Annotated in this window: 23 protein-coding genes and 1 tRNA gene; 18 read left to right on the top strand and 6 right to left on the bottom strand. The window is 46.9% G+C overall.

Annotated features, from left to right (window positions below; translation table 11 throughout):
• Positions 1 to 166 precede the first annotated feature (166 nt).
• The 6 genes from H8S65_RS07800 to H8S65_RS07775 are packed head-to-tail and all read left to right on the top strand — an operon-like array spanning position 167 to position 6,316.
• Positions 167 to 1,300 carry a hypothetical protein gene (locus tag H8S65_RS07800; RefSeq protein ID WP_186929430.1) on the top strand — a complete coding sequence of 378 codons (1,134 nt, stop codon included), beginning with the start codon at positions 167 to 169 and terminating at the stop codon, positions 1,298 to 1,300.
• On the top strand, positions 1,288 to 3,153 hold the full coding sequence (locus H8S65_RS07795) for a DNA topoisomerase IV subunit B (RefSeq protein ID WP_186929429.1): 1,866 nt from the start codon (positions 1,288 to 1,290) through the stop codon (positions 3,151 to 3,153). The genes H8S65_RS07800 and H8S65_RS07795 overlap by 13 nt, the downstream gene beginning before the upstream one ends.
• A complete protein-coding gene (gene coaD, locus H8S65_RS07790; protein WP_186929428.1) occupies positions 3,140 to 3,613 on the top strand; it encodes a pantetheine-phosphate adenylyltransferase in 474 nt (157 codons plus the stop codon). The genes H8S65_RS07795 and coaD overlap by 14 nt, the downstream gene beginning before the upstream one ends.
• Before the next feature lie 11 nt (positions 3,614 to 3,624).
• The gene (locus tag H8S65_RS07785) at positions 3,625 to 5,217 is read left to right on the top strand and encodes a S41 family peptidase (RefSeq protein ID WP_186929427.1); all 1,593 of its coding nucleotides are present in this window, start codon (positions 3,625 to 3,627) and stop codon (positions 5,215 to 5,217) included.
• 18 nt (positions 5,218 to 5,235) lie between these two features.
• On the top strand, positions 5,236 to 5,766 hold the full coding sequence (locus H8S65_RS07780) for a chromate transporter (RefSeq protein WP_186929426.1): 531 nt from the start codon (positions 5,236 to 5,238) through the stop codon (positions 5,764 to 5,766).
• Between the two features lies 1 nt (position 5,767).
• The gene (locus tag H8S65_RS07775; RefSeq protein WP_186929425.1) at positions 5,768 to 6,316 is read left to right on the top strand and encodes a chromate transporter; all 549 of its coding nucleotides are present in this window, start codon (positions 5,768 to 5,770) and stop codon (positions 6,314 to 6,316) included.
• Here H8S65_RS07775 and H8S65_RS21025 read toward each other — a convergent pair.
• Positions 6,313 to 6,435 (bottom strand): hypothetical protein, encoded by a 123-nt coding sequence (locus H8S65_RS21025; protein ID WP_255489070.1) that lies wholly within the window; start codon positions 6,433 to 6,435, stop codon positions 6,313 to 6,315. The genes H8S65_RS07775 and H8S65_RS21025 overlap by 4 nt on opposite strands.
• Before the next feature lie 64 nt (positions 6,436 to 6,499).
• Between H8S65_RS21025 and H8S65_RS07770 the strand changes: the two genes are divergently transcribed.
• The 6 genes from H8S65_RS07770 to H8S65_RS07745 all read left to right on the top strand — a co-directional run bounded on the left by H8S65_RS07770 (position 6,500) and on the right by H8S65_RS07745 (position 13,487).
• Complete coding sequence (locus tag H8S65_RS07770) at positions 6,500 to 7,855, top strand: TolC family protein (RefSeq protein WP_186929424.1); 1,356 nt, start codon at positions 6,500 to 6,502, stop codon at positions 7,853 to 7,855.
• Between the two features lie 132 nt (positions 7,856 to 7,987).
• The gene (locus H8S65_RS07765; protein ID WP_186929423.1) at positions 7,988 to 9,217 is read left to right on the top strand and encodes an efflux RND transporter periplasmic adaptor subunit; all 1,230 of its coding nucleotides are present in this window, start codon (positions 7,988 to 7,990) and stop codon (positions 9,215 to 9,217) included.
• A 47-nt stretch (positions 9,218 to 9,264) separates the two neighbouring features.
• Positions 9,265 to 10,005, top strand: a complete 741-nt coding sequence (locus tag H8S65_RS07760; RefSeq protein WP_186929422.1) for an ABC transporter ATP-binding protein — start codon at positions 9,265 to 9,267, stop codon at positions 10,003 to 10,005.
• A gap of 185 nt (positions 10,006 to 10,190) precedes the next feature.
• Positions 10,191 to 11,411 carry an ABC transporter permease gene (locus H8S65_RS07755; protein WP_186929421.1) on the top strand — a complete coding sequence of 407 codons (1,221 nt, stop codon included), beginning with the start codon at positions 10,191 to 10,193 and terminating at the stop codon, positions 11,409 to 11,411.
• A 246-nt stretch (positions 11,412 to 11,657) separates the two neighbouring features.
• The gene (locus H8S65_RS07750) at positions 11,658 to 12,734 is read left to right on the top strand and encodes a sensor histidine kinase (protein ID WP_186929420.1); all 1,077 of its coding nucleotides are present in this window, start codon (positions 11,658 to 11,660) and stop codon (positions 12,732 to 12,734) included.
• Positions 12,735 to 12,776: 42 nt separating this feature from the next.
• A complete protein-coding gene (locus H8S65_RS07745) occupies positions 12,777 to 13,487 on the top strand; it encodes a LytR/AlgR family response regulator transcription factor (RefSeq protein ID WP_186929419.1) in 711 nt (236 codons plus the stop codon).
• 18 nt (positions 13,488 to 13,505) lie between these two features.
• On the opposite strand, the gene dacB is transcribed toward H8S65_RS07745, so the two are convergent.
• Positions 13,506 to 14,963 (bottom strand): D-alanyl-D-alanine carboxypeptidase/D-alanyl-D-alanine endopeptidase, encoded by a 1,458-nt coding sequence (gene dacB / locus H8S65_RS07740; RefSeq protein ID WP_186929418.1) that lies wholly within the window; start codon positions 14,961 to 14,963, stop codon positions 13,506 to 13,508.
• An 89-nt stretch (positions 14,964 to 15,052) separates the two neighbouring features.
• On the opposite strand from dacB, the gene H8S65_RS07735 reads away from it, so the two are divergent.
• From H8S65_RS07735 to H8S65_RS07725, 3 genes are all read left to right on the top strand, one after another.
• Positions 15,053 to 16,201 carry an AI-2E family transporter gene (locus H8S65_RS07735; RefSeq protein ID WP_186929417.1) on the top strand — a complete coding sequence of 383 codons (1,149 nt, stop codon included), beginning with the start codon at positions 15,053 to 15,055 and terminating at the stop codon, positions 16,199 to 16,201.
• A gap of 77 nt (positions 16,202 to 16,278) precedes the next feature.
• Positions 16,279 to 16,351 (top strand) — tRNA-Lys (locus H8S65_RS07730).
• Between the two features lie 242 nt (positions 16,352 to 16,593).
• The gene (locus H8S65_RS07725) at positions 16,594 to 17,814 is read left to right on the top strand and encodes a site-specific integrase (protein ID WP_186929416.1); all 1,221 of its coding nucleotides are present in this window, start codon (positions 16,594 to 16,596) and stop codon (positions 17,812 to 17,814) included.
• Positions 17,815 to 18,097: 283 nt separating this feature from the next.
• Here the strand turns inward: H8S65_RS07725 and H8S65_RS07720 are convergent, their stop codons facing one another.
• The 4 genes from H8S65_RS07720 to pdxR all read right to left on the bottom strand — a co-directional run bounded on the left by H8S65_RS07720 (position 18,098) and on the right by pdxR (position 20,869).
• A complete protein-coding gene (locus tag H8S65_RS07720) occupies positions 18,098 to 18,391 on the bottom strand; it encodes a helix-turn-helix domain-containing protein (protein ID WP_004293696.1) in 294 nt (97 codons plus the stop codon).
• 53 nt (positions 18,392 to 18,444) lie between these two features.
• A complete protein-coding gene (locus H8S65_RS07715) occupies positions 18,445 to 18,738 on the bottom strand; it encodes a DUF3876 domain-containing protein (protein WP_186929415.1) in 294 nt (97 codons plus the stop codon).
• Entirely contained in the window at positions 18,725 to 19,039 is a 315-nt protein-coding gene (locus H8S65_RS07710) for a helix-turn-helix domain-containing protein (protein WP_186929414.1), read from the bottom strand. Before H8S65_RS07710 ends, H8S65_RS07715 begins: the two co-directional genes overlap by 14 nt.
• A 417-nt stretch (positions 19,040 to 19,456) precedes the next feature.
• Positions 19,457 to 20,869, bottom strand: a complete 1,413-nt coding sequence (gene pdxR / locus H8S65_RS07705) for a MocR-like pyridoxine biosynthesis transcription factor PdxR (RefSeq protein ID WP_186929413.1) — start codon at positions 20,867 to 20,869, stop codon at positions 19,457 to 19,459.
• An 89-nt stretch (positions 20,870 to 20,958) separates the two neighbouring features.
• On the opposite strand from pdxR, the gene H8S65_RS07700 reads away from it, so the two are divergent.
• The 3 genes from H8S65_RS07700 (at position 20,959) to H8S65_RS07690 (ending at position 22,120) form a co-directional block, all read left to right on the top strand.
• Complete coding sequence (locus tag H8S65_RS07700; RefSeq protein WP_186929412.1) at positions 20,959 to 21,426, top strand: pyridoxamine 5'-phosphate oxidase family protein; 468 nt, start codon at positions 20,959 to 20,961, stop codon at positions 21,424 to 21,426.
• 78 nt (positions 21,427 to 21,504) lie between these two features.
• Positions 21,505 to 21,732, top strand: coding sequence for a hypothetical protein (locus H8S65_RS07695; RefSeq protein WP_186929411.1), 228 nt, complete (start codon positions 21,505 to 21,507; stop codon positions 21,730 to 21,732).
• On the top strand, positions 21,689 to 22,120 hold the full coding sequence (locus H8S65_RS07690) for an RteC domain-containing protein (RefSeq protein WP_255489069.1): 432 nt from the start codon (positions 21,689 to 21,691) through the stop codon (positions 22,118 to 22,120). Before H8S65_RS07695 ends, H8S65_RS07690 begins: the two co-directional genes overlap by 44 nt.
• Positions 22,121 to 22,263 lie beyond the last annotated feature (143 nt).

Raw genomic sequence — 22,263 nt, 5'->3', positions numbered from 1 at the left:
AAATAATATTTCGTTATTTACAATCACAATATAAAAAACGTCCGATAGAAAGCCCACCTTTCAGATTTACAGCTCGTGCGAAAAGTCCCTCCAAACAATTTCTTCCCGACAACCAGCACTAAAAATGAATTAATTGTGTAAATTTGCCGTTCAAACTAAATGACCGATGAGCGTAGTAATTAAAGAAGTTACCAGTAAGAAGGAACTCAAAAAGTTCGTAAAGTTCAATATCGAATTATATAAAGGCAACCCGTATCACGTGCCCGGCCTGATCGAAGAAGAGATGGTGACGTTGGATAAGAAGAAGAATCCGGCGTTCGAAGTGTGTGACGCGATCTATTTTCTGGCGTACAAAGACGGGAAGGTTGTGGGACGCATTGCGGGGATGATCAATCGCCGGAGCAATGAGACCTGGAACCAGAAGCATGCACGTTTCGGATTCGTAGACTTTATTGACGATGTCGAAGTAGTGGACGCTTTGTTCGGGGCCGTAGAAAAATGGGCGAAAGAACAGGGGATGGAGGCTATACACGGACCGATGGGATTTACCGATATGAACCATGAAGGGATGTTGATCGAGGGATTCGACCAGATCGGGACGATGGCGACTATCTATAATTATCCTTACTATCCGAAGCAAATGGAACGTATGGGATACGATAAAGACCAGGATTGGCATGAGTTCAAAATCTATATCCCGGACGGAGTTCCGGAAAAGCATTTGCGTATCGGTGAGATCGTGAAGAAGAAATACGGGCTGAAGGTTATGAAGTTCAAGAATGCCAAGTCGATTATGCCGTACGCGCAGAAGGTGTTCCAGACACTGAACGAGTCGTACGCGCCGTTATACGGATTCGCACGTTTGACCCAAAAGCAGATCGACTACTATATTAATATGTATATACCGATGCTTCGCTACGACCTGGTGACGCTTATCGTTCGCGAGGAAGACGACGAAGTGGTCGGCTTCGGCATTTCGCTGCCGAACCTGTCCAAGGCGATGCAGAAAGCGAAAGGGCATCTTTTCCCGTTCGGCTGGATTTATCTGCTGAAGGCTTTGAAGAGCAAGCCGAAAGTAATCGACCTATACCTGACGGGGGTCTTGCCGGAATATCAGAGCAAAGGCGTAAACGCGCTGCTGTTCAACGACCTGATCCCGGTTTACAAAAGTGTCGGGGCCGTTTATGCGGAAAGCAATCCGGAACTGGAAACAAACAATGCCGTACAGGCACAGTGGGATTATTTCAAACGCGAACATCACAAAACAAGAAGAGCATATATTAAAAAATGGACGAACTGAATTCAACAATGCAACAGCCGACAGCGTACAACGATGACGATATCAAGACGCTTGACTGGATGGAACATATCCGTCGCCGCCCCGGTATGTATATCGGGAAGTTAGGAGACGGTAGTTATGCCGACGACGGTATTTATGTATTGCTGAAAGAGGTGCTGGATAACTCCATCGACGAATATATGATGGGGTACGGTAAAAGCATAGAAGTGACCGTCGAGGAAGGCACCGTTTCCGTACGCGACTATGGCCGTGGCATTCCGCTGGGCAAGGTTGTCGATGTTTCGAGCAAAATGAATACCGGGGCGAAGTACGACAGCAAGGCTTTCAAAAAGTCGGTCGGATTGAACGGTGTAGGTATCAAGGCAGTGAATGCTTTGAGCAGCTATTTCCTGATCACCAGTTTCCGGGACGGCGAATGCAAGCGGGTGGAATACAGCAAGGCGATCATTACCGAAGAAGCTTCGGTCTGTCCGACGGAGGAGGCGAACGGGACGCTTATCTATTTCATTCCGGACAAAGAGATATTCAAAGATTACCTGTATAAAGACGAATATATCGAGAGCCTGCTGAAGAATTACGTCTTCCTCAACTCAGGGTTGACGATTGTCTTCAACGGCAAGAAGTTCCATTCACGCAACGGCCTTGTAGACCTGTTGAACGAGAACATGACGACAGAGCCTCTATATCCCATCATCCATCTGAGAGGAGAAGATATAGAGGTGGTTATCACCCATAGCAACCAGTACGGGGAGGAATACTACTCGTTCGTCAACGGACAGCATACGACACAGGGGGGTACGCATCTTTCCGCCTTCCGTGAAGCGTTGGGACGTGTCATAAAAGAATATTACAACAAAAACTTCGAATATTCGGACATCCGCGCCGGAGTGGTGGCGGCTATCAGCATCAAGGTGGAAGAGCCGGTGTTCGAAAGCCAGACAAAGACCAAGTTAGGTTCGAAAGACATGGGACCGGAAGGTCCTTCGGTAGGCAAGTTTATCGGGGACTTCATCAAGAAGGAACTGGACAACTACCTGCACAAGAACGCCGAGACATCGGATGCCCTGCTGCGTAAGATACAGGAATCGGAAAAAGAGCGCAAGGCGATTGCCGGCGTGACGAAGTTAGCACGCGAACGTGCGAAGAAGGCGAACCTGCACAACAAGAAGCTGCGCGACTGCCGTATCCACCTGAACGACACGAAGGGAGACAATCTGGAAGACAGTTGCATCTTTATCACCGAGGGAGACTCGGCAAGCGGTTCCATCACCAAAAGCCGCGATCCAAACCTGCAAGCAGTGTTCAGTCTTCGTGGTAAGCCGTTGAACAGTTTCGGGCTGACCAAAAAGATCGTGTACGAGAATGAAGAGTTCAACCTGCTTCAGGCCGCATTGAACATAGAGGACGGGTTGGAAGGTTTGCGTTACAACAAAGTGATCATCGCGACCGATGCCGATGTGGACGGCATGCACATCCGCCTGTTGCTGATCACCTTCTTCCTCCAGTTCTTCCCGGACCTGATCAAGCGGAACCATGTCTATATCCTGCAAACGCCGCTGTTCCGCGTGCGTAACAAACAGAAGACCTGGTATTGCTACAGCGAGGAAGAACGCGTGAACGCAATCGCCGCCGCCGGAAAAAACGCCGAGATCACCCGATTCAAAGGTTTGGGAGAGATCTCGCCGGACGAATTCAAGCATTTTATCGGAAAGGATATCCGCCTGGACCCGGTAACCATGAAGAAAGAAGACCTTGTGAAAGATATGCTGGAATTCTATATGGGTAAAAACACCATGGAACGACAGAACTTTATTATAGATAACTTAGTTGTAGAAGAAGATGTCGTCAATTAAAAATAAACGTATCGCGCTTTTCCCCGGAACGTTCGACCCATTCACGATCGGACACGAATCGCTGGTAAGCCGCGGGCTCGAGTTGGTGGATGAGATTATTATCTCCATCGGTATCAACGACACGAAACGGACTCATTTCTCGCTGGAGAAACGGTTGGAGGCAATCCGGGAGCTCTACAAGGATGAACCGCGCGTACAGGTCATGTCGTACGACTCGCTGACGGTCGATTTCGCCCAGCAGATGAATGCAGGCTTCATCCTGCGCGGCATCCGTACGGTGAACGATTTCGAATATGAAAAGAGCATAGCCGACGTGAACCGGAAGCTAAGCGGTATAGAGACATTTATTCTTTTTACGGAACCGGAACATACGCATATCAGTTCCAGCATTGTGCGGGAGTTGCTGCGTTATGGCAAAGATATTTCCCAGTTTGTGCCGAAAGGGACAAACCTTTATTAAAAAATAGAACAATGAAACGAATTTTCCTGCCACTCCTTATATTGAGTGTGTTTGCCGCTTCGATGTCGGCACAGCGCGGTAACAATACGGATGCCCGCAAGCTCCAGTTGGCCTTGTATGCCATCTCTAATTTATATGTAGACTCTACAAGCGAAACGAAGCTGGTGGAAGATGCGATTGTCGGCATGCTGGAAAAGCTGGACCCGCATTCTACTTATACGGACCCGGAAGAAACAAAGGAGATGACAGAACCGTTGCAGGGCAACTTCGACGGGATCGGTATCCAGTTCAATATGCTGACAGATACGTTGTATGTCATCCAGGTAATCCCCGGCGGCCCCTCGGAAAAGGTGGGGCTGATGGCTGGCGACCGCATTATCATGGTGGATGATACGCTGATTGCCGGTGTCAAGATGAAGAACACGGATGTGATGAAACGCTTGCGCGGCCCGAAGAATACGGAAGTACGGGTGAAGGTTTTGCGCAATAAGGTCCCGGACTTGATCGAGTTCAAGATCACACGCGGGAAAATTCCGGTGTACAGCCTCGATGCCGCTTATATGGCGGACAAGGCGACCGGATATATCAAACTGAACCGCTTCGCCGCTTCATCGGCTGACGAATTCCGGGAAGCATTGGAGAAACTGAAGAAGCAAGGAATGAAGAACCTGATCCTCGACTTGCAGGGAAACGGCGGGGGATATCTGAACATAGCGATCGACCTGGCCGACGAATTCTTAGGCAAGGACAAGCTGATCGTTTACACCGAAGGGAACAAGCAACCGCGAGAAGAAGCCAAATCCTCAGCCCGCGGAGGGTTTGAGGAAGGCCGTTTGGTCGTACTGGTAGACGAAACATCCGCTTCCGCCAGTGAAATCCTTTCCGGTGCGATACAGGACTGGGACCGTGGCGTAGTGGTAGGCCGCCGCACATTCGGAAAAGGGTTGGTGCAGAAACCGATCCCGATGCCTGACGGCTCGATGATCCGCCTGACGGTTGCCCGTTATTACACCCCGACAGGCCGTTCCATCCAGAAACCGTATGTAAACGGCAACCAGGAGCAATACAACCATGACCTGATCGACCGTTATAACCGGGGCGAGCTGATGAGCGCGGACAGCATCCATTTCCCCGACTCGATGAAATATAATACGTTGGAGACAAAACGCATCGTCTACGGCGGCGGCGGTATCATGCCGGATGTCTTTATCCCGGTCGACACGTCCCGCTATACGGATTATCACCGTAGCGTCGTGGCTGCCGGCCTCGTGAACCGTATCGCCATGAATTACCTGGACCGCCACCGTGCCGAACTGAATAAGAAATATCCGAAGTTCGCCCAATATAAGCAGAACTTCAACGTGACGGACGATATGATGCAGGAACTGGTCACATTAGCGAAAGACGACAAGATCGAATTCAACGAAGAACAATACAATCGTTCCAAACCGCTTATCATGCTCCAGATCAAGGCGCTTATCGCCCGCGACCTGTACGACATGGCCGAATACTTCCAAGTTATCAACGACGACAACGAAAGCTTCCAGGAAGCCTTGCGCCTCATCAACGACGACCAGCGGTACGAAAAAGAATTGGGACGGTAAACGAAGGTAAGTAAATTTATGTACTGGACACTTTTTCTGACATTCGTCAAAATAGGGACTTTCACGATCGGGGGAGGGTATGCGATGCTGCCCCTGATACAGCGGGAGGTGGTAGATAAAGGATGGCTTTCGAAGGAAGATTTTATCGACCTCTTCTCCGTAGCCCAGTCCTTGCCCGGCATCTTCGCTGTGAACATCTCTATCTTTGTAGGATATAAGCTGAAAAAAGTGCCGGGCGGCGTTGTTTGTGCTTTGGGAAGCATTCTTCCCTCCTTCTTTATCATTTTGGCTATCGCGCTGTTCTTCACACAGGTGCAGGACAACATATGGGTGGAGAAAGCGTTCAAAGGATTGCGTCCGGCGGTTGTCGCCCTGATTGCCGTGCCCTGCCTGACAACGGCACGTTCGATCAAGATGAGTTATAAAGAGCTGATCATCCCTATCGCTGCCGCACTGCTGATCTGGAAGGGAGGATTGTCGCCCGTATGGATTATTGTAGCCGCCATTATAGGAGGGCTTATTTACGGACTGAAAATAAAGAAAAGCTGATATGATCTGGTTGCAATTACTTTATGTATATCTGAAAATCGGGATATTCGGTTTCGGTGGAGGCTACGCTATGCTTTCCTTGATACAGGCGGACGTGGTGGACCGCTACGGTTGGATCTCGTCGCAGGAATTTACGGATATCGTCGCCATCTCGCAGATGACACCCGGCCCGATCGGGATCAACAGTGCCACCTATATCGGATATACAGCCATCCACAACGCCGGCTATTCCCCCGCGATGGCCATATTAGGTTCCTGCCTGACAACATTTGCCGTCTGCCTTCCTTCTTTCCTGTTAGTGCTGGCTATCTCATACGCTTTTGCCAAATTCAGGAACAATAAATATGTAGCAGCCGCTTTCTACGGTCTTCGTCCGGCTACGGTCGGCCTGATTGCCGCCGCCGCCCTGCTGTTGATGAACAGCGAGAACTTTATCGATTACAAGAGCTTCCTGATCTTCGGAGCGGCGTTCATCCTCACCTGGAAGTTCAAGATCAATCCGATCCTGATGATTATCTTGGCAGGCATCGCCGGGATTGCCCTTTATTAATCATTCCTCCGTAGAGACGCACGGCCGTGCGTCTCCACAATGAACCATTCATCGATAGAAATCCTCCCTTTGTCGAGGAAACAATCCTCTTTTTCTAATCTGATTGTGCAGGTTTTCATCTCGTTGTAGTTTTGCTTTCGTAAAAAGGTAAAAAGATTGTCAGGTTGCAAAAACGAAAGCATTATGAAACAGATTTCTTCCATACTCCTCTCCTGCCTGCTCCTCCTGCCCGCCGGGATGAAAGCAGAGGACGGTGTACCCAAGCAGTGGACGCTTCGCGACTGTATCGATTATGCACTGGAGCATAACATCACTATCCAGCGAAACCGTATCAATGTGGAAAGTGCACAAGAAGACGTAAAGACAGCCAAGGCGGATTTCCTGCCCTCCCTGAGCGGAAACATCAGCCAGCGCGTCGTCAACCGCCCGAACAGCGCAAGCGGCACGATCATCAGCGGCGATAATATCACGACAAGCGAAAGCAAAACATCCTATAACGGCAGCTACGGCATCGACGCTAACTGGACCGTCTATAACGGCAGCAAGCGGGTGAACACCGTCAAACAGCAGAAGCTGAACAACCGCATTGCCGAACTGAACGTTGACGAAAGCGAAAACTCCATCGAGGAAAGTATCACCCAACTGTATGTGCAGATACTCTACTCGGCCGAAGCCGTCAAAGTGAACGAATCGACGCTGGAAGTAAGCCGCAAAGAGTTTGAACGGGGACAGGAACTGTTCAACGTCGGCAGCATCGCCTCGAGCGACCTCGCCCAACTGGAAGCGCAGGTCAGCAGCGACAACTACCAGTTAGTGACCTCCCAGGCTACCCTGCAGGATTATAAGTTGCAGTTGAAACAGCTTCTCGAACTGGACGGAGACATCGAAATGGACCTCTACCTCCCGCAACTGAACGACAGCAACGTACTGATCCCGCTCCCTACAAAAGACGATGTCTACAACACCGCCCTCGGCCTCCGCCCCGAAATAGAGGCCGGCAAGCTGAACGTGGAGACCTCGGACCTGAGCATCAAGATGGCACGCGCAGGCTATCTCCCGACCTTAAGCCTCAGCGCAGGCATCGGAAGCACGAACGCCAACGGCAGCGACTTCAGCTTCAGCGAACAGGTCAAGCAGAACTGGAACAACTCGCTGGGACTGACCCTCAGCATCCCCATCTTCGACAAGCGGCAGACGAAAAGCTCCATCAACAAGGCGAAGCTGCAAAAGCAGACCAGCCAACTGGACCTGCTGGACAACCAAAAGACACTCTATAAGACGATCGAAAGCCTCTGGCTGACCGCCAACAGCGCACAGCAGCAATACGTGGCAGCCGCCCAGAAGCTGAAAAGCACAGAGACCAGTTATTCACTCGTCAGCGAACAGTTCAACGTAGGCATGAAAAACACGGTCGAACTGCTCACAGAGAAAAACAACCTCCTCAGCGCACAACAGGAAACGCTTCAGGCCAAATACACGGCCATACTGAACGCAGGCTTATTGCGCTTCTACCAGGGAGAAGAGATCAATTTATTCTGAAACATGGCATTAGGGGTGAACCGCTAATGAATATATTCACTCTCTTTTTGTTTCGGTCCCTGCTTCGATTCACTCCGGCAGGGACCTCACAAAAGGAACCGCTATCAAAGAAGAAATAAAAACAGATAAGATATGAATAAGAAGAAACTAATCATCGGTATAGTAGGCGTACTGGCCGTAGCCGGCGGCATCTGGCTCTTCACAGGCAAAACGTCGAAAGGCGGCATCCGGCTCGAAACCGCCAAAGTGGGTCGTAGTTCCATCTCGAACACGGTAACGGCAACCGGGACAGTCGAACCGGTAACGGAAGTCGAAGTCGGCACGCAGGTGTCCGGCATCATCGACAAATTGTATGCAGACTACAACGATGTGGTCAAAGCAGGACAGCTGATCGCCGAGATGGACAAGGTCAACCTGAAAGCCGAACTCGCGTCCGCCCAGGCACAGTTAGCAAGCAGCAAAAGCGAATACGAGTACCAGCAGAAGAATTACGCCCGCAACAAAATCCTCTTCGAAAAGAAGCTGATCAGCGACTCGGACTACGAGACTTCCACCTACAACTACGAGAAGGCAAAAGCCGCCTACGAACAGAACCAGGCGGCCATGGTCAAAGTCAACCGTAACCTCGAATATGCGACGATCACCAGCCCGATCGACGGTGTCGTGATCAACCGCGCCGTCGAAGAAGGGCAGACAGTGGCCGCCGGCTTCGAGACCCCGACCCTGTTCACCATCGCAGCCGACCTGACCAAGATGCAGGTGATCGCCGACGTGGACGAAGCCGATATAGGCAACGTAGAGAACGGACAACGCGTCTCCTTCACCGTCGACGCCTACCCGAACGATGTTTTCAAAGGCACAGTCATGCAGATCCGCCTCGGCGACAGCGAAAGCAGCAGTTCCACTTCCTCCTCGACCTCGACGGTCGTTACCTACGAAGTGGTTATCTCGGCCGACAACCCCGACCTGAAGCTGAAACCGCGCCTGACAGCCAACGTGACGATCTTCACCCTGGAACGCGATAACGTGCTGACGGTCCCGACCAAGTCGCTCCGCTTCGTGCCGGATGCCGGGATGTTGGCCCAAATAGGCTACACCGTCTCCAATGCCGATACGGAAGCCCCTGCCGGGAAACGTCTCGTATGGATCAGGAACGGACAAGAGCTGAAGCCGAAAGCAGTAACCGTCGGCTCCACCAGCGGAAACATGATCGAGATTACCGACGGCCTGGACGAAGGTGAAGAGTTGGCAGTCGATTTCGAAGCCGCCTCAGTTGCCCCGGCAGCCGGAACCGAAACGGAAAGAAGCCCGTTCATGCCAGGCCCTCCGGGAAGTAATAAGAACAAGAAGAGTGCCAAGTAGGGGCAGGCTTTATATATCTGCCCTCCCCAAACAAGGAGTACAACAATATGAAAGAGATAATCAAATTAGAAAACATCAAGCGTGACTTCAAGGTCGGAGACGAAACGGTCCATGCCCTGCGTGGCGTCTCCTTCACGATCTACGAAGGCGAGTTTGTCACCATCATGGGGACATCCGGCTCAGGAAAGAGCACCTTGCTGAACACGTTGGGCTGCTTAGACACGCCGACCAGCGGGGAATATTACCTCGACGGGACATCGGTCCGCACGATGGGAAAGAACTCCCGTGCCACCCTGCGCAACCGCAAGATCGGATTCGTCTTTCAGAGTTACAACCTGCTTCCCAAGACCACTGCGGTGGAGAACGTGGAGCTGCCCCTGATGTACAATCCGAACTATAGCGCCTCCGCCCGCCACCGGAAAGCAGTCGAATCGCTGGTTGCCGTAGGACTGGGCGACCGCTTGATGCATAAAAGCAACCAGATGTCCGGCGGACAGATGCAACGCGTCGCCATCGCCCGGGCACTGGTGAACGATCCCGCCGTTATCCTCGCCGACGAAGCGACCGGAAACCTCGACACCCGTACCTCCTTCGAGATACTGGTGCTCTTCCAGAAGCTACATGCCGAGGGACGCACCATCATATTCGTGACCCACAACCCGGAGATCGCCCAATACAGCAGCCGCAACATCACGCTGCGCGACGGGCATGTCACCTCCGACACGGTCAACACGGATATCCTGAACGCGGCGGAAGCTTTGGCACGGCTGCCAAAGAACGATGATTGATCATTTAATCGATATTAAATGAATATAAGGTTATGCACCTTGCCACCCTTCCGTGGGTGTACCTTTATGCGAATACCGGGATCACCCGATGAAGCGGAAGGAGGCAAAGGTGTTTAGAGAGTAACTGTTCCCCTCTCGAAAGGGAGCAGGAGGCGTGTTACAATAACATATAAACAACAATAACAATGAACGGAACAAACCTAATAAAAATAGCCGTCCGGGCCCTCGCCAACAACAAGCTGCGCGGCTTCCTCACGATGCTGGGCATCATCATCGGCGTAGCCTCCGTGATCACGATGCTTGCCATCGGACAAGGCTCGAAGCGAAGCATACAGGCGCAGATCAGCGAGATGGGTTCCAACATGATCATGATACAGCCCGGAGCCGACATGCGCGGCGGTGTCCGCCAGGATGCCTCGGCAATGGAGACCCTGAAACTACAGGACTATGAGAATATAGTCGACGAAACGCGCTTCGTCTCCGCCGTCTCCCCCTCGGTCAACAGCAGCGGGCAGGCGATCTACGGAGCCAACAACGCTCCTACCACGGTCTACGGCATCAGTCCCGACTATCTGGAAATTCGCCGTTACAAAGTCGGAGACGGCGACATGTTCACCGAACAGGACATCCAGACAGCCGCCAAAGTATGCGTAGTCGGCAAGACCGTCGTCGACAACCTCTTCCCCGACGGCAGCAACCCGGTAGGCAAGGTCATACGATTTCAGAAACTGCCTTTCCGCATCGTAGGCGTGCTGGAAAGCAAAGGATACAACAGCATGGGAATGGACCAGGACGACCTAATCTTAGCTCCATACACAACTATTCAGAAAAAGGTCCTGGCCATCACCCATCTGCAAGGCATTACCTGTTCGGCCCTCAAAGAGGAATACACCGACCAGGCCATCGACGAGATTACCGAAATACTCCGCCGCAACCATAAGTTGAGGGATACCGATGATGATGATTTTACCATCCGTAGCCAGCAGGAGTTGAGCACGATGTTGACAAGCACTACGGATATGATGACCGTGCTGTTGGCGGCTGTGGCGGGTATTTCGCTACTCGTAGGCGGTATAGGAATTATGAATATCATGTACGTCAGCGTAACGGAGCGTACACGTGAGATCGGCCTCCGCATGAGTATCGGGGCTAAAGGCATCGACATCCTGGCACAATTCCTGATCGAGTCCATCCTGATCAGCGTGACAGGCGGTTTGATAGGTGTAGTCTTTGGAGTGGGCTCGGCCCTTGTCGTGAACGGGGTCGCCCACTTTCCGATCTACATCCAGCCCTGGAGCGTCATCCTCTCGTTCGCCGTATGTACCATCACGGGCGTGTTCTTCGGATGGTATCCGGCCAAGAAAGCGGCACAGCTCGACCCGATAGAGGCGATACGGTATGAATAAGCCGGAACAACAGGAACCGTTACGCTTTTCATCTCATCCCATTAGGCGGGCGGATACAGCCTGTTAGTTGTCCGCTTGACGGCGAACGATCGTTCGGCAGCCAGCGAACGATCGTCCTCCAGCCAGCGAACGATCGTTCGCCGTCAAGCGGACAACTAATGGATTGCAAGGAAAAAGACAATGGGATAAGGAAAGAAAGATAAATATAATAGATAAAAACAGTAAAGAATCATTATCTTCGCCTGTATGGAAAACGAATCTAACACAACCGGCTTGGGCACGCCTTCACATCCCCCGTTGAAAGGGATGGGCGGTGTCATACATATCGCAGCCTGGGCCATCCTATTCGGGCTGCCGTTCTTCTTTACCGGACGCGAGTCGCAGACGGTGACAGTCCTGAGCTACGTCCGCTCCATGATCGTCCCGCTGTCGTTCATGCTGGTGTTCTATGCCAACTATTTCGTGCTGATCGACCATTTCCTGTTCTCCAAGCATCCTTGGAAGTTCTTGCTATGCAATGTCGTACTGATCGCTGCCTCGATGGGGGCCGTCCATCTGATGTTCGAACTGCTCCCGCATCCCGAATGGGAGCATCCGAGGCCGGAAAGGGAATGCCAGGAGGTAGTCGGCTTCTTTATGGTGAACGCAATGTTATACATGTTGGTGGCAGGGCTAAGCGTCGCCATCAAGATGACCGGGAGCTGGTATCAGATGGAATCGTCGCGCCGGGAGTTGGAGAAAAGCCGTGCCGAAGCGGAATTGCAAAACCTGAAAAGCCAGTTGAACCCGCATTTCCTTTTCAACACGCTGAACAATATCTACAGCCTGATCGCGTTCAGTCCCGAACGGGCACAGGAGGCGGTGCACGACCTGAGCCGCCTGCTCCGTTATGTGCTTTACGACAGTAGCCAGCCGATGGTTCCGTTGGAGAAGGAACTCGACTTCATCCGCAATTATGTGGAACTGATGCGGATTCGCCTGCCGGAACACGTGAAGCTGACTACCGAGATATCCGCCGCCACACCCGAAACCCAAGTGGCTCCTCTCCTTTTCATCTCCCTGATCGAGAATGCTTTCAAGCACGGGGTGAGCCATAACAAACCTTCTTTTATCGACCTGAAGATCCACCAGGAAGGGACACGGATCGTCTGCTCCATCCGCAACAGCCATTTCCCGAAAGATAACGGGCAGGATAAGAGCGGTTCCGGCATCGGGCTGCAAAACCTTAGCCGCCGGCTGGAATTGCTGTACCCGGCGCATCATATTTTCACGTACGGGCAGAAAGGGGATGAATATGTTTGCCTGTTAGAGTTGCAGGCATAAGGATTTGTTGTATTTTTGTCCGGTACATCAATACAACAAATTATGACGTTAACGTGTGCAATCATTGATGATGAACCACTGGCCATCAGCCTGCTGGAAAGTTATGTGAATAAGACTCCGTTCCTTCGCCTCACGGCCAAGTTCAGCAGCGCCCTCGAAGCGTTGCCGGCATTAAGCGCCCGGCCGGTAGACCTGCTCTTTCTCGATATCCAGATGCCGGAGCTGAGCGGTATGGAATTTTCACGCATATTGGAGACGGACACCCGCATTATCTTCACGACCGCATTCGAACAGTACGCCCTCGACAGCTATAAGGTGAACGCCCTCGACTATCTGCTGAAACCTATCGCTTACCCGGATTTCCTCAAGGCTGCCAATAAGGCTTTGCAATGGTACGAGCATATGCAGGCGTCCCCGGCGGAAGTCGAATCGATCTTCATCAAGACCGAATATAAGTTAGTACAGGTCGAACTGCGCAAGATCCTTTATATCGAAGGTTTGAAAGACTATGTCAAGATATTTGTCGAAGATGAACCTCATCCTATCCTTTCACTGATGAGCATGAAGTCATTGGAGGAGATGTTGCCGTCAAACCGCTTTATCCGCGTGCACCGTTCCTTTATCGTGCAGCCTGAAAAGATCAAGGTGATCGAACGGAACCGGATCGTATTCGGCAAAGAATACATCCCGATCTCCGACAACTACAAACAAAAGTTCATCGAATTTCTGACACAGCGTTCGCTGCTGACGTGAAAGATGGAAGGTGGAAGTTTAGAACAGTTGCAATAGCAACTGTTCCAAGCGGCTTGTCATTCGACTCATAGAGCAAGAATAGTTATTCGAAAAAACAGCTACCGCATACGTCTTTCCGTCTTTCGTAATATAGCCGGCATAACTCCTGACGCCCGTAATGCCTCCGCTTTTCAGGCGGGCTTTTCCCTGCAACTTCGATCCTTTCAAGAAATTGCGCACCGATCCTTCTATCCCGGCTTGCGGCAAAGAGGCGATAAAGGCATCCGAAACGGCAGACTCGGCCGCCATATAGACCAGCAGTTCTCCCATAAACCCAGCCGACACCTTATCTGCCGGAGCCAAGCCGCTGCCGTCGTTCATGCGGAGCGGAAAGACATTCAACCCCTTCTTTTCCCAATGCTCTTTCACCACCTGCACGCCGCGACCGAACGAAGAGATCACCTCATACTTGCGCGGCCGGTATTGCAATCCGACCGTCTTAACCAACGCGTCTGCATAGAGGTTATGGCTGACATGGTTGCATACGCTTGCGATCTCCCGCAGGGTAGGCGAATAGGTCGTAACAATCTCTTTCCGTTCTCCCCTCTTCCACCGGTTCTCTTCCGTCTCGATACGGTAGCAGGAAGGGGCTCCATCCACCCGGATTCCTTTCTGCTGAAGCCGGTCCGTCAGATAGCGCGCCAGGAACAAGGCAGGATCGGGAATGTCTCCTTTCAATACATATCGCTCGCGGTTGGCAGGCAGGACGCCATACAGATATCGCACGTCATCGAGCGGAGCACCGATAATATAAGCACTGTCTGAAGAAACCGGCGCCGCTTTCAGGTAATTCTTAAACCGGATAGAGGAAATGTCCGGCTCCGTCCCTTTTATGGAAGGACGCGTGCCGGCAGCACCCGTTTGCAACGACAACTTATACATATTATCGAAAACGGAAAGCCCGTAACTTCCGGGAGCGTAATAATTCCCCATATCTTCCCGGAGCCATTTGATGGACGCGCCTTCCGTATCGAAAATACTCTCGTCGGATATGACAGAGCCGGTTATATGCCGGATGCCTGCTTTCTGCAAAGCGGCTATCCAGGTAGCCAGAAACTCATTCTGCCCCGGAGCAAAGTGCGAAGAGCCCAAAGAGGGATCGCCGCTGCCCTTTATATAGAGGTTGCCCTGCAATGTCCCGTCTTCCAATATGCCATCATATTCCAGCGTCGTCGGATAGCGGTAATCTTCTCCCAATATCTCAAGTGCCGTCGCCGTGGCAACCGTCTTCAAAACCGAAGCGGGAGACTGTAACCGGTCCGTATCATAGCTGTAAACCGTTTTCCCATCCTGTACGTCTTTCACAATCAAGGAAAAAGAGGCTCCACGCATATAAGGAGCCTGCAATAATTGTTTAATGGGAGCGGGAGTTTGGGCGTCGGCCAGCAGTTGAAAGCAAATCAACAGCCAAAGCGGTACTATTTTGTTTCGTATCATCTTTTCTATTCAACTTTATTTTATCTTTGTCATAAAGGCGAAGATAAGTCGGTTTGCATTATCTTTGTCCACAAAGATAAGAATTTAATATGAACCCATTGTTTGATAAACCGTTCACATTCGACAGGGTGGCACGTATTCTGTTCGGCCTGGCTGTTATCAGCGGCATCATCTATCTGATTGCCGTCCTGCGGAATGCTTTGTTACCCTTCCTCATTGCCTGGCTGCTGGCTTATATGATGCAACCGTTCGTCAAGTTCTTCCAGTATAAAGTAAAACTGAAAAGCCGGCTGCTATCCATCTTGGCCGTCCTTGTTTCCACTTTACTGGTGTTATCGTTGGCCGGTGTCGTAATCGTCCCGTCCGTTACCCAGGAAGTCAACCGGACTTTGGAGCTGATGCAGGAACATAACAGCGGCTACGGGCATATCCCGATGATTCCCCAGTCATGGGCGGAATACCTGGAAAAGAATATTGACCCGGACCAGCTGGCGCAACTCCTGAGCAAAGAAAATATAGAAAAGGCAGTCAAACAGATCGCTCCCAAAATGTGGGTAGTCCTGACCAACACCTTCTCTATCCTTTTCAGCATCACGATCGTTTTTGTGATCTTCCTGTATTTCATCTTTATCCTGCTGGATTACGAACGGATCGCCAACGGTTGGATCCGTCTGATCCCCGAACGTTACCGCCCCTTTGTCCAAGGGCTGGCCGACGATGTCGAATACAGCATGAACCGCTATTTCCGCGGACAGTCGTTGATTGCTCTTTGCGTGGGTGTCCTGCTCGCTATCGGATTTAAGATTGTCGGCTTTCCGCTGGCCGTTATCCTGGGGCTTTTCATCGGGGTTCTGAACCTTATTCCTTATATGCAAGCGATCGGCATTATCCCGATGATTTTGCTGAGCCTCCTCAAATCCGCCGAGACTGGAGAAAACTTTTGGCTGATCTTCGGATCGGGAATTCTCGTCCTTTGCATCGTACAATGCATACAGGATTTATATCTCACCCCCCGTATTATGGGAAAAGCAATGGGCCTGAATCCGGCCATCATCCTTCTTTCTTTATCAATTTGGGGCACTTTGTTAGGCTTTATCGGCTTAATCATCGCTCTCCCTCTAACAACCCTCTTTCTTTCTTATTACAAGCGTTTTATACTCATGGAAGAAGACCAATCTCTCGTAGAGAAGCACGAGTTATCAAAGGTTCAAAAGAAAAAAACACCTCCAAAAGAGTAAAAAATCCACATCAACTATTGCATATATAAAAAAAAGCCCTACCTTTGCACCCGCATTACAGAAGTAACGCACAGGATGATTCGCTAGCTCAGCTGGTAGAGCACATCCCTTTTAAGGATGGGGTCCTGGGTTCGAACCCCAGGCGGATCACTGAAAACAAAAGAAAAATCAAGCAAATCCCTGATAATCAGACATTATCAGGGATTTCTTTTTTCTAGCAGGTAGCAGAAAATAGCCGTTTCAAGCATATTATCGGTGGATAAATCGTGGGACTAAAATTCAATTCAAAAAAGTCCCACGAATTTGCATCTTTCTCGCTGATTCATAGCATTTTGCATAGACTTACTTTGGAAGAGAATACATAGTTTTGTAACTTTAAAAACGATGTAAAAATGGCTCGAAAATCATTTTCTGTATTGTTCTTCATCAAGAAAGGCAAATTATTAAAGAACGGAGAAGCACCCGTGTGCATGAGAATCACTGTAAACGGCTGTATGGTAGATATTTCTATCAAAAGAAGCTGTCCTGTAAACCTATGGAATCAGGCAAAAGAAAATTCAAAAGGCAAAGACCGTATGTCGGTGGAACTGAACCACTACTTAGAAATCACACGTTCACACATACATCAAATTTATAGAGAACTGGAAACTTCCGGCAAAGTTATCACCGTTGATCTTGTGAGAAAGTTGTTTTATGGTGTGGACGAAGATAACAAAACGCTATTGCAGGTATTCAGGGAGCATAACGAACAAAGCCGTAAACTGATAGGCAAAGACTTCGTTAGTAAGACCGTTCAACGGTATGAAACCACTACCCGATATTTGGAAGAATTCATTAAGAAAGAATACCAACTATCGGATATTGCTCTGAATAACTTGGAAGCCAACTTCATTTCTAAGTTCGATGCTTTCTTGAAGATTGAAAAAGGTTGTGCGCAGAACTCTGCTATCACCCGACTAAAGAACTTGAAGAAGATTATCCGCATTGCTTTGGAAAACGACTGGATAAAGAAAGATCCATTTGCTTACTACCGTTTCAAACTGGAAGAAACCGATCCTGAATTTCTGACAATGGACGAGATTAAGATCATTCTTGCCAAAGAGTTCACTATTAAGCGAGTAGAACAGGTACGGGATGTTTTTGTATTTTGCATTTTTACAGGTTTGGCGTTCAGCGATGTGAAAGATTTATCACCTGAACACTTGGTAAAAGACAATAAAGGGGAACTTTGGATAAGGAAGAACCGCCAAAAGACAAAAATCATGTGTAACATTCCTGTGCTACCTGTGGCAGCTTCAATACTTGAAAAGTATAAAAATGTGGCAGAATGTACCGGAAAACTTTTGCCTGTATTGAGCAATCAGCGCATGAACAGCTACCTGAAAGAGATTGCCGATGTATGCGGCTTACAGAAAAATCTGTGCACACATTCAGCCAGACATTCCTATGCCACAAGCATTTGCCTTGCGAATGGCGTGAGCATGGAGAATGTTGCAAAGATGTTAGGTCATGCAGATACAAGCGTAACCAAACACTATGCACGGGTATTGGATCAGAATATTTTCAAGGATATGCAAAAAGTAAATAGCTGTCTGTCGGAATTGGCTATATAATTAAGGCAGTAGCTAATATTGAAAAAGGATTGGGAAGAATGAATTTCATTTTCTCAATCCTTTTTTTTATTGTAAGTTTTCCAGAACTTAATATGAAGCATTGACAAAGGTAAGTTCCGTATTTAGCCTGTCCAAGTCCAAGCCTTCGGTTTAGATGAAAATCTTCCTCTCATTACATTTCGAGCGTATTTTCATCTAAAGACTTGCACAGACTAAATACTTCACTGGAAAAGTCAATGATTCAAATTAAATTCCGAAAAACAATGTTTTCGGGGCTGGTGGACTATTCTTTCCAGCTTTCAAAGTAGTGCTTTTGGAGCAGTTTATCAATATCACTTTGGCGGTAGATGATTTTTCCTTTTATCTGAATAAAGGGGATTAGCCCTGTATCTCGCCACTCTTGTAAGGTTCGCAAACTGACATTCAGTTTCTTGGATACTTCATTATTAGAAAGAAAACGTTCCCCGTTCAGGTGGGGTTTGTAATGTTTGACAATAGATTCAATGCCATTCAGCATCGAATCAAGCGAAGAAATAAATTCTTTGACTTGTGGGGTATCTTTATTTATTAGTTCCATGATTGAAAGATTGTTTTATTGAAATATTGATTTCAAGATGGCTAGATAGCTGGTTAGTTACGCAGATAGTCACCCAAAGATGAAATGCTAAGTACATCTTTTGTCGAATCATAATCTATATAGAGCCGTTTAGATGCAATGGAAATAAAATACTGGCTACCATCTTGCTGTATCTCATAAGTAGCGGGTGAAGCCTGTTTGGTGGTTTCCGATACATATATAATAGAAAGAAGATACTTTTTATCGTCCTGGTAGATGATAACCGTAGGATTCAGATTAACGCTTTCCCATGTGCCGACAATGGGAAACAGGTTGAAGGACGGGTAATCTTCTTTAGTTCTTTTCATAAGACGTGGTTTGTTTGGGTGATTGATTTTGTGTTTCACTGTCTGCAATAATTCTTTCAATATCGGAAGACTTATAATAAATCTTGCTGCCGATTTGAGAATAAGCCAGCCGTCCACTACTTCGGTAATATTGCAGTGTTCGCTTGCTAAAGCCTAACAATAGGCATACTTCCTGACTATCCAGCCAGTTTTCGATTTTTTGTGTATGAGTGCTGCACAAACTTTCTATCCGTTTGGTAAACTCGGTAAACCGTTCGCAGACATACGAAAAGGTTCTTTTTTCAATGGTTACTACTTCCATAATTTCATTTTTAATAGTTTATAAAACGTGTTGATTTAACTTTCACCAGCAAATGAAAGAAGAATCAAGAGACGTTTTTCAAACTGTCTGGAAGTGGTATATACCGTCTACTTTTGGCTATAACTCTATTAAGTCATTTTATTGGAAGACACATAAAGACTTTATATGATTGAGAAAATAAATCGTTATACCTTGCTTCATACACTTCATAAATAGAAGCATCCCGTAATTTATAGCATTTTTGTATAGCAGTAGAATATTTTAATTTTATCTATTGATTAATAGATATTTAGAAGAAAGGAAAATAACAATGGGTAACGATATAGAAATGAGCGAACTACTTTAGTCTACTATGCTTTTCCATTGTTTCAAATAACTCGGCGATAAATATAACACTTTTACTAGAAATACTCTCTTTTATAGATATTTACTTAATATTTCCACTCCTTTTTTTAAATTTTCTTTTGACAAAGAAGCGTACCCTATACGGATTCCAAATATAGGCTCTCCAAAACTAAATCTATCAGGTGTATAGAAACTGACGAGTTTTTTGTTTGCTAATTCTTTGATTTTGTACAAATCAACTTTACCTGTAGGAATGAGCCAAAATGCTAATCCACCCTCTGGCTTCTTGTATGTTACTTTTCCTTTTAAATACTCGTTCAAAAGAGATTCAAAGTAATCTCTCTTTTCTAAATAGTAACTAGCCATTCTTTTATGATGCCTACGAATATCTCCAGAATTAATTAATTCTAATATAGATTGCTCCATAATATTATCACCTTGCATATCTATAATTTTACGAAGTTTTCCTACTTTATCAATAAAGTTAGTAGAACTATAAATATAGCCAACTCGTATTGCCGGAGCAATCAGCTTACTAAGAGTTCCAATGTATACATAGTTAATAACCTCTTCATGAGCAGAAATAGGCATTATGGGACGTTGCCCAAAATGAAATTCATTATCATAATCATCCTCTATGATTGTAAAACCATACTCATTTGACAACTCTATTAATTTTAATCTTCTACTTAAACTAAGAGTAACTGTTGTTGGGTATTGATGATGTGGAGTTATATAAATCGCTTTTATTCTATGTTGTTTTAGAGCAAACTCCACCTCTTCCACATTAATACCTTCTTCGTCTACACCAATTGGTTCAATCTTTGCCCCTGCGTGTTCAAATGCTTGCCATGCAGGTTTAAATCCTGGATTTTCAACTAAAACGGTATCTCCCTTTTCAAACAAACAGTGAGCTGTCAGATATAGAGCCATTTGGCTACCTCTTGTTATACATATTTGATTTGGAGATGTATTCATACTCCTATTGTAATTTAGCATTCTTGATATAGAATCTCGAAAATTGAAATCTCCAAATTCACTCGACAAGTTCATAATTTGCCATTTGGCTTTTTTACTGAATATTCTACGATGTGACCTTGCTAATTCGTTCACAGGTGCACAAGAGGTATCAGGCAGACCATCATCAAAGAATATTAAATCACCTCTATAAATCTCTTCCTTTCTAATTAATGATTCTGTCTGTTTCTTATTTGTTTTAGAAGTAGGAAGTTCTAACGATACGGAAGTTCCTTGTCTTTCTGACGCACAAAGCCAACCTTCCGATAGTAGAATTTCAAAAGCCTGTACAACCGTATTCCTATTAACGTTTAATGATATGGCTAGCTGACGAGTTCCGGGTAGTGTTTCTCCTGATTTAAGAACGCCACTCTTTATATAGGAAATTATCTCATCTGCGATTTGAATATAAACAGCTTTAGAGCTGTTCTTATCCACTTTTAATTGTATTAACCAAGGTCTTAGCATCTGGACTATCTGTTTATTGTAAAACTGAACCACAAATATAGTCCAATAAAATCATATTTTTGCACTATAATTTTTAAAAATACAATGTTATGCAAGCAAGAATGAAAATGAATCAACTTACACCGTTACAAATCAGAGAACAGCTTATTTCTGAAAAAGTAGGAAGAATCGGTACTTTGAACCTTGATGGAACACCTTATATTGTGCCTGTGCACTTTGTTCTCCATAAAGACAAAATTTACATTCATGGATTATCAAAAGGGCAAAAAAATGAAAATATTAGGTCTAATAATAATGTATGTTTTGAGGTAGATTGTATGCGTGGTCTAATAATGCACGAAGAACCATGTCACGTTAATACCTCATATCAAAGTGTAATAATTAACGGCATTGCACGGCTTGTTGCTTGTGATGACACTAAAAAAATGATATTAAATCTGATTGTAGACAAATATACACCTTCTTTGTCTGGAAAAGAACTGCCATTACAAACAGTTATAAAAACTTCAATTATTGAAATTGAAATACTGAACTGCACAGGTAAGTATTTTGGGTGAATTGAGTATAATCATTTGGCATACAAACAATATAAGCCAGTAAACATAGATTACTTTTCACTTTTAATATATATGCCTATGAATGATTTATTGCAAACGAGAATGTTCAAACTATTGTTTGAACCTACACAGGAAGTAACTAACGAAGAAATGCAAAATGCCTATGGTGAGTTTATTGAACAGATTAGTTCCGTGAGTAATGGAAATGATTATTCTGCTACTTATCGTATTCTTACAGCTACCCGTATTGAGATAGCTTCACTTGAAACGACACTTCTTTACGGGCAGGGGGAAAAATGCGCTTAAAAAGCTGTTCTTACAAAAGACACTGGCTATTGTCAATTCAGAACTAGAACTGTTCAAATTGAAAATCCAGTATCCAAGTCCGTTTCAGAACCGAAATAACAACTTGCCATCTTCACCGCTTTATCTTACCGATGAAACTTTCCTTGTGGAAATCATGGAACTAGTTAGTGGATTATTTCTTATAAAAAGAGTAGTTACTCATACCGGGAAAGAATCACCACTGGCGGAAATCGGGAGAACCTTTGAGTGGCTTTTCAATATCAAGTTGGGGGACATCCACAAAAAGCACGAAAATGTAATTTGCCGGAAAGCCAATAAACGCACGGAGTTTTTGGACTTACTTCGTAAAGTCATTATTGAAGAAAGCGAAAAGAAAGGCTATCTATAAATCAGATACTTATCAATAATTGTTGAGGGTGTGTCAAAACCGTCGCATCCTCTTTTTTTATGCGCAAAGTCCGAACTTTCCCAAGCTCGGACTTTGTTATTACCCAAAGTTTATGTAACTTTCGGCATAAGATTTTTTGTTAT

This window comes from Parabacteroides hominis (assembly GCF_014287585.1).
Taxonomy (GTDB): Bacteria; Bacteroidota; Bacteroidia; order Bacteroidales; family Tannerellaceae; genus Parabacteroides; species Parabacteroides hominis.
The sequence above is the reverse complement of the archived record's forward strand: the minus strand, read 5'-3'. Positions and strand labels throughout refer to the sequence as shown.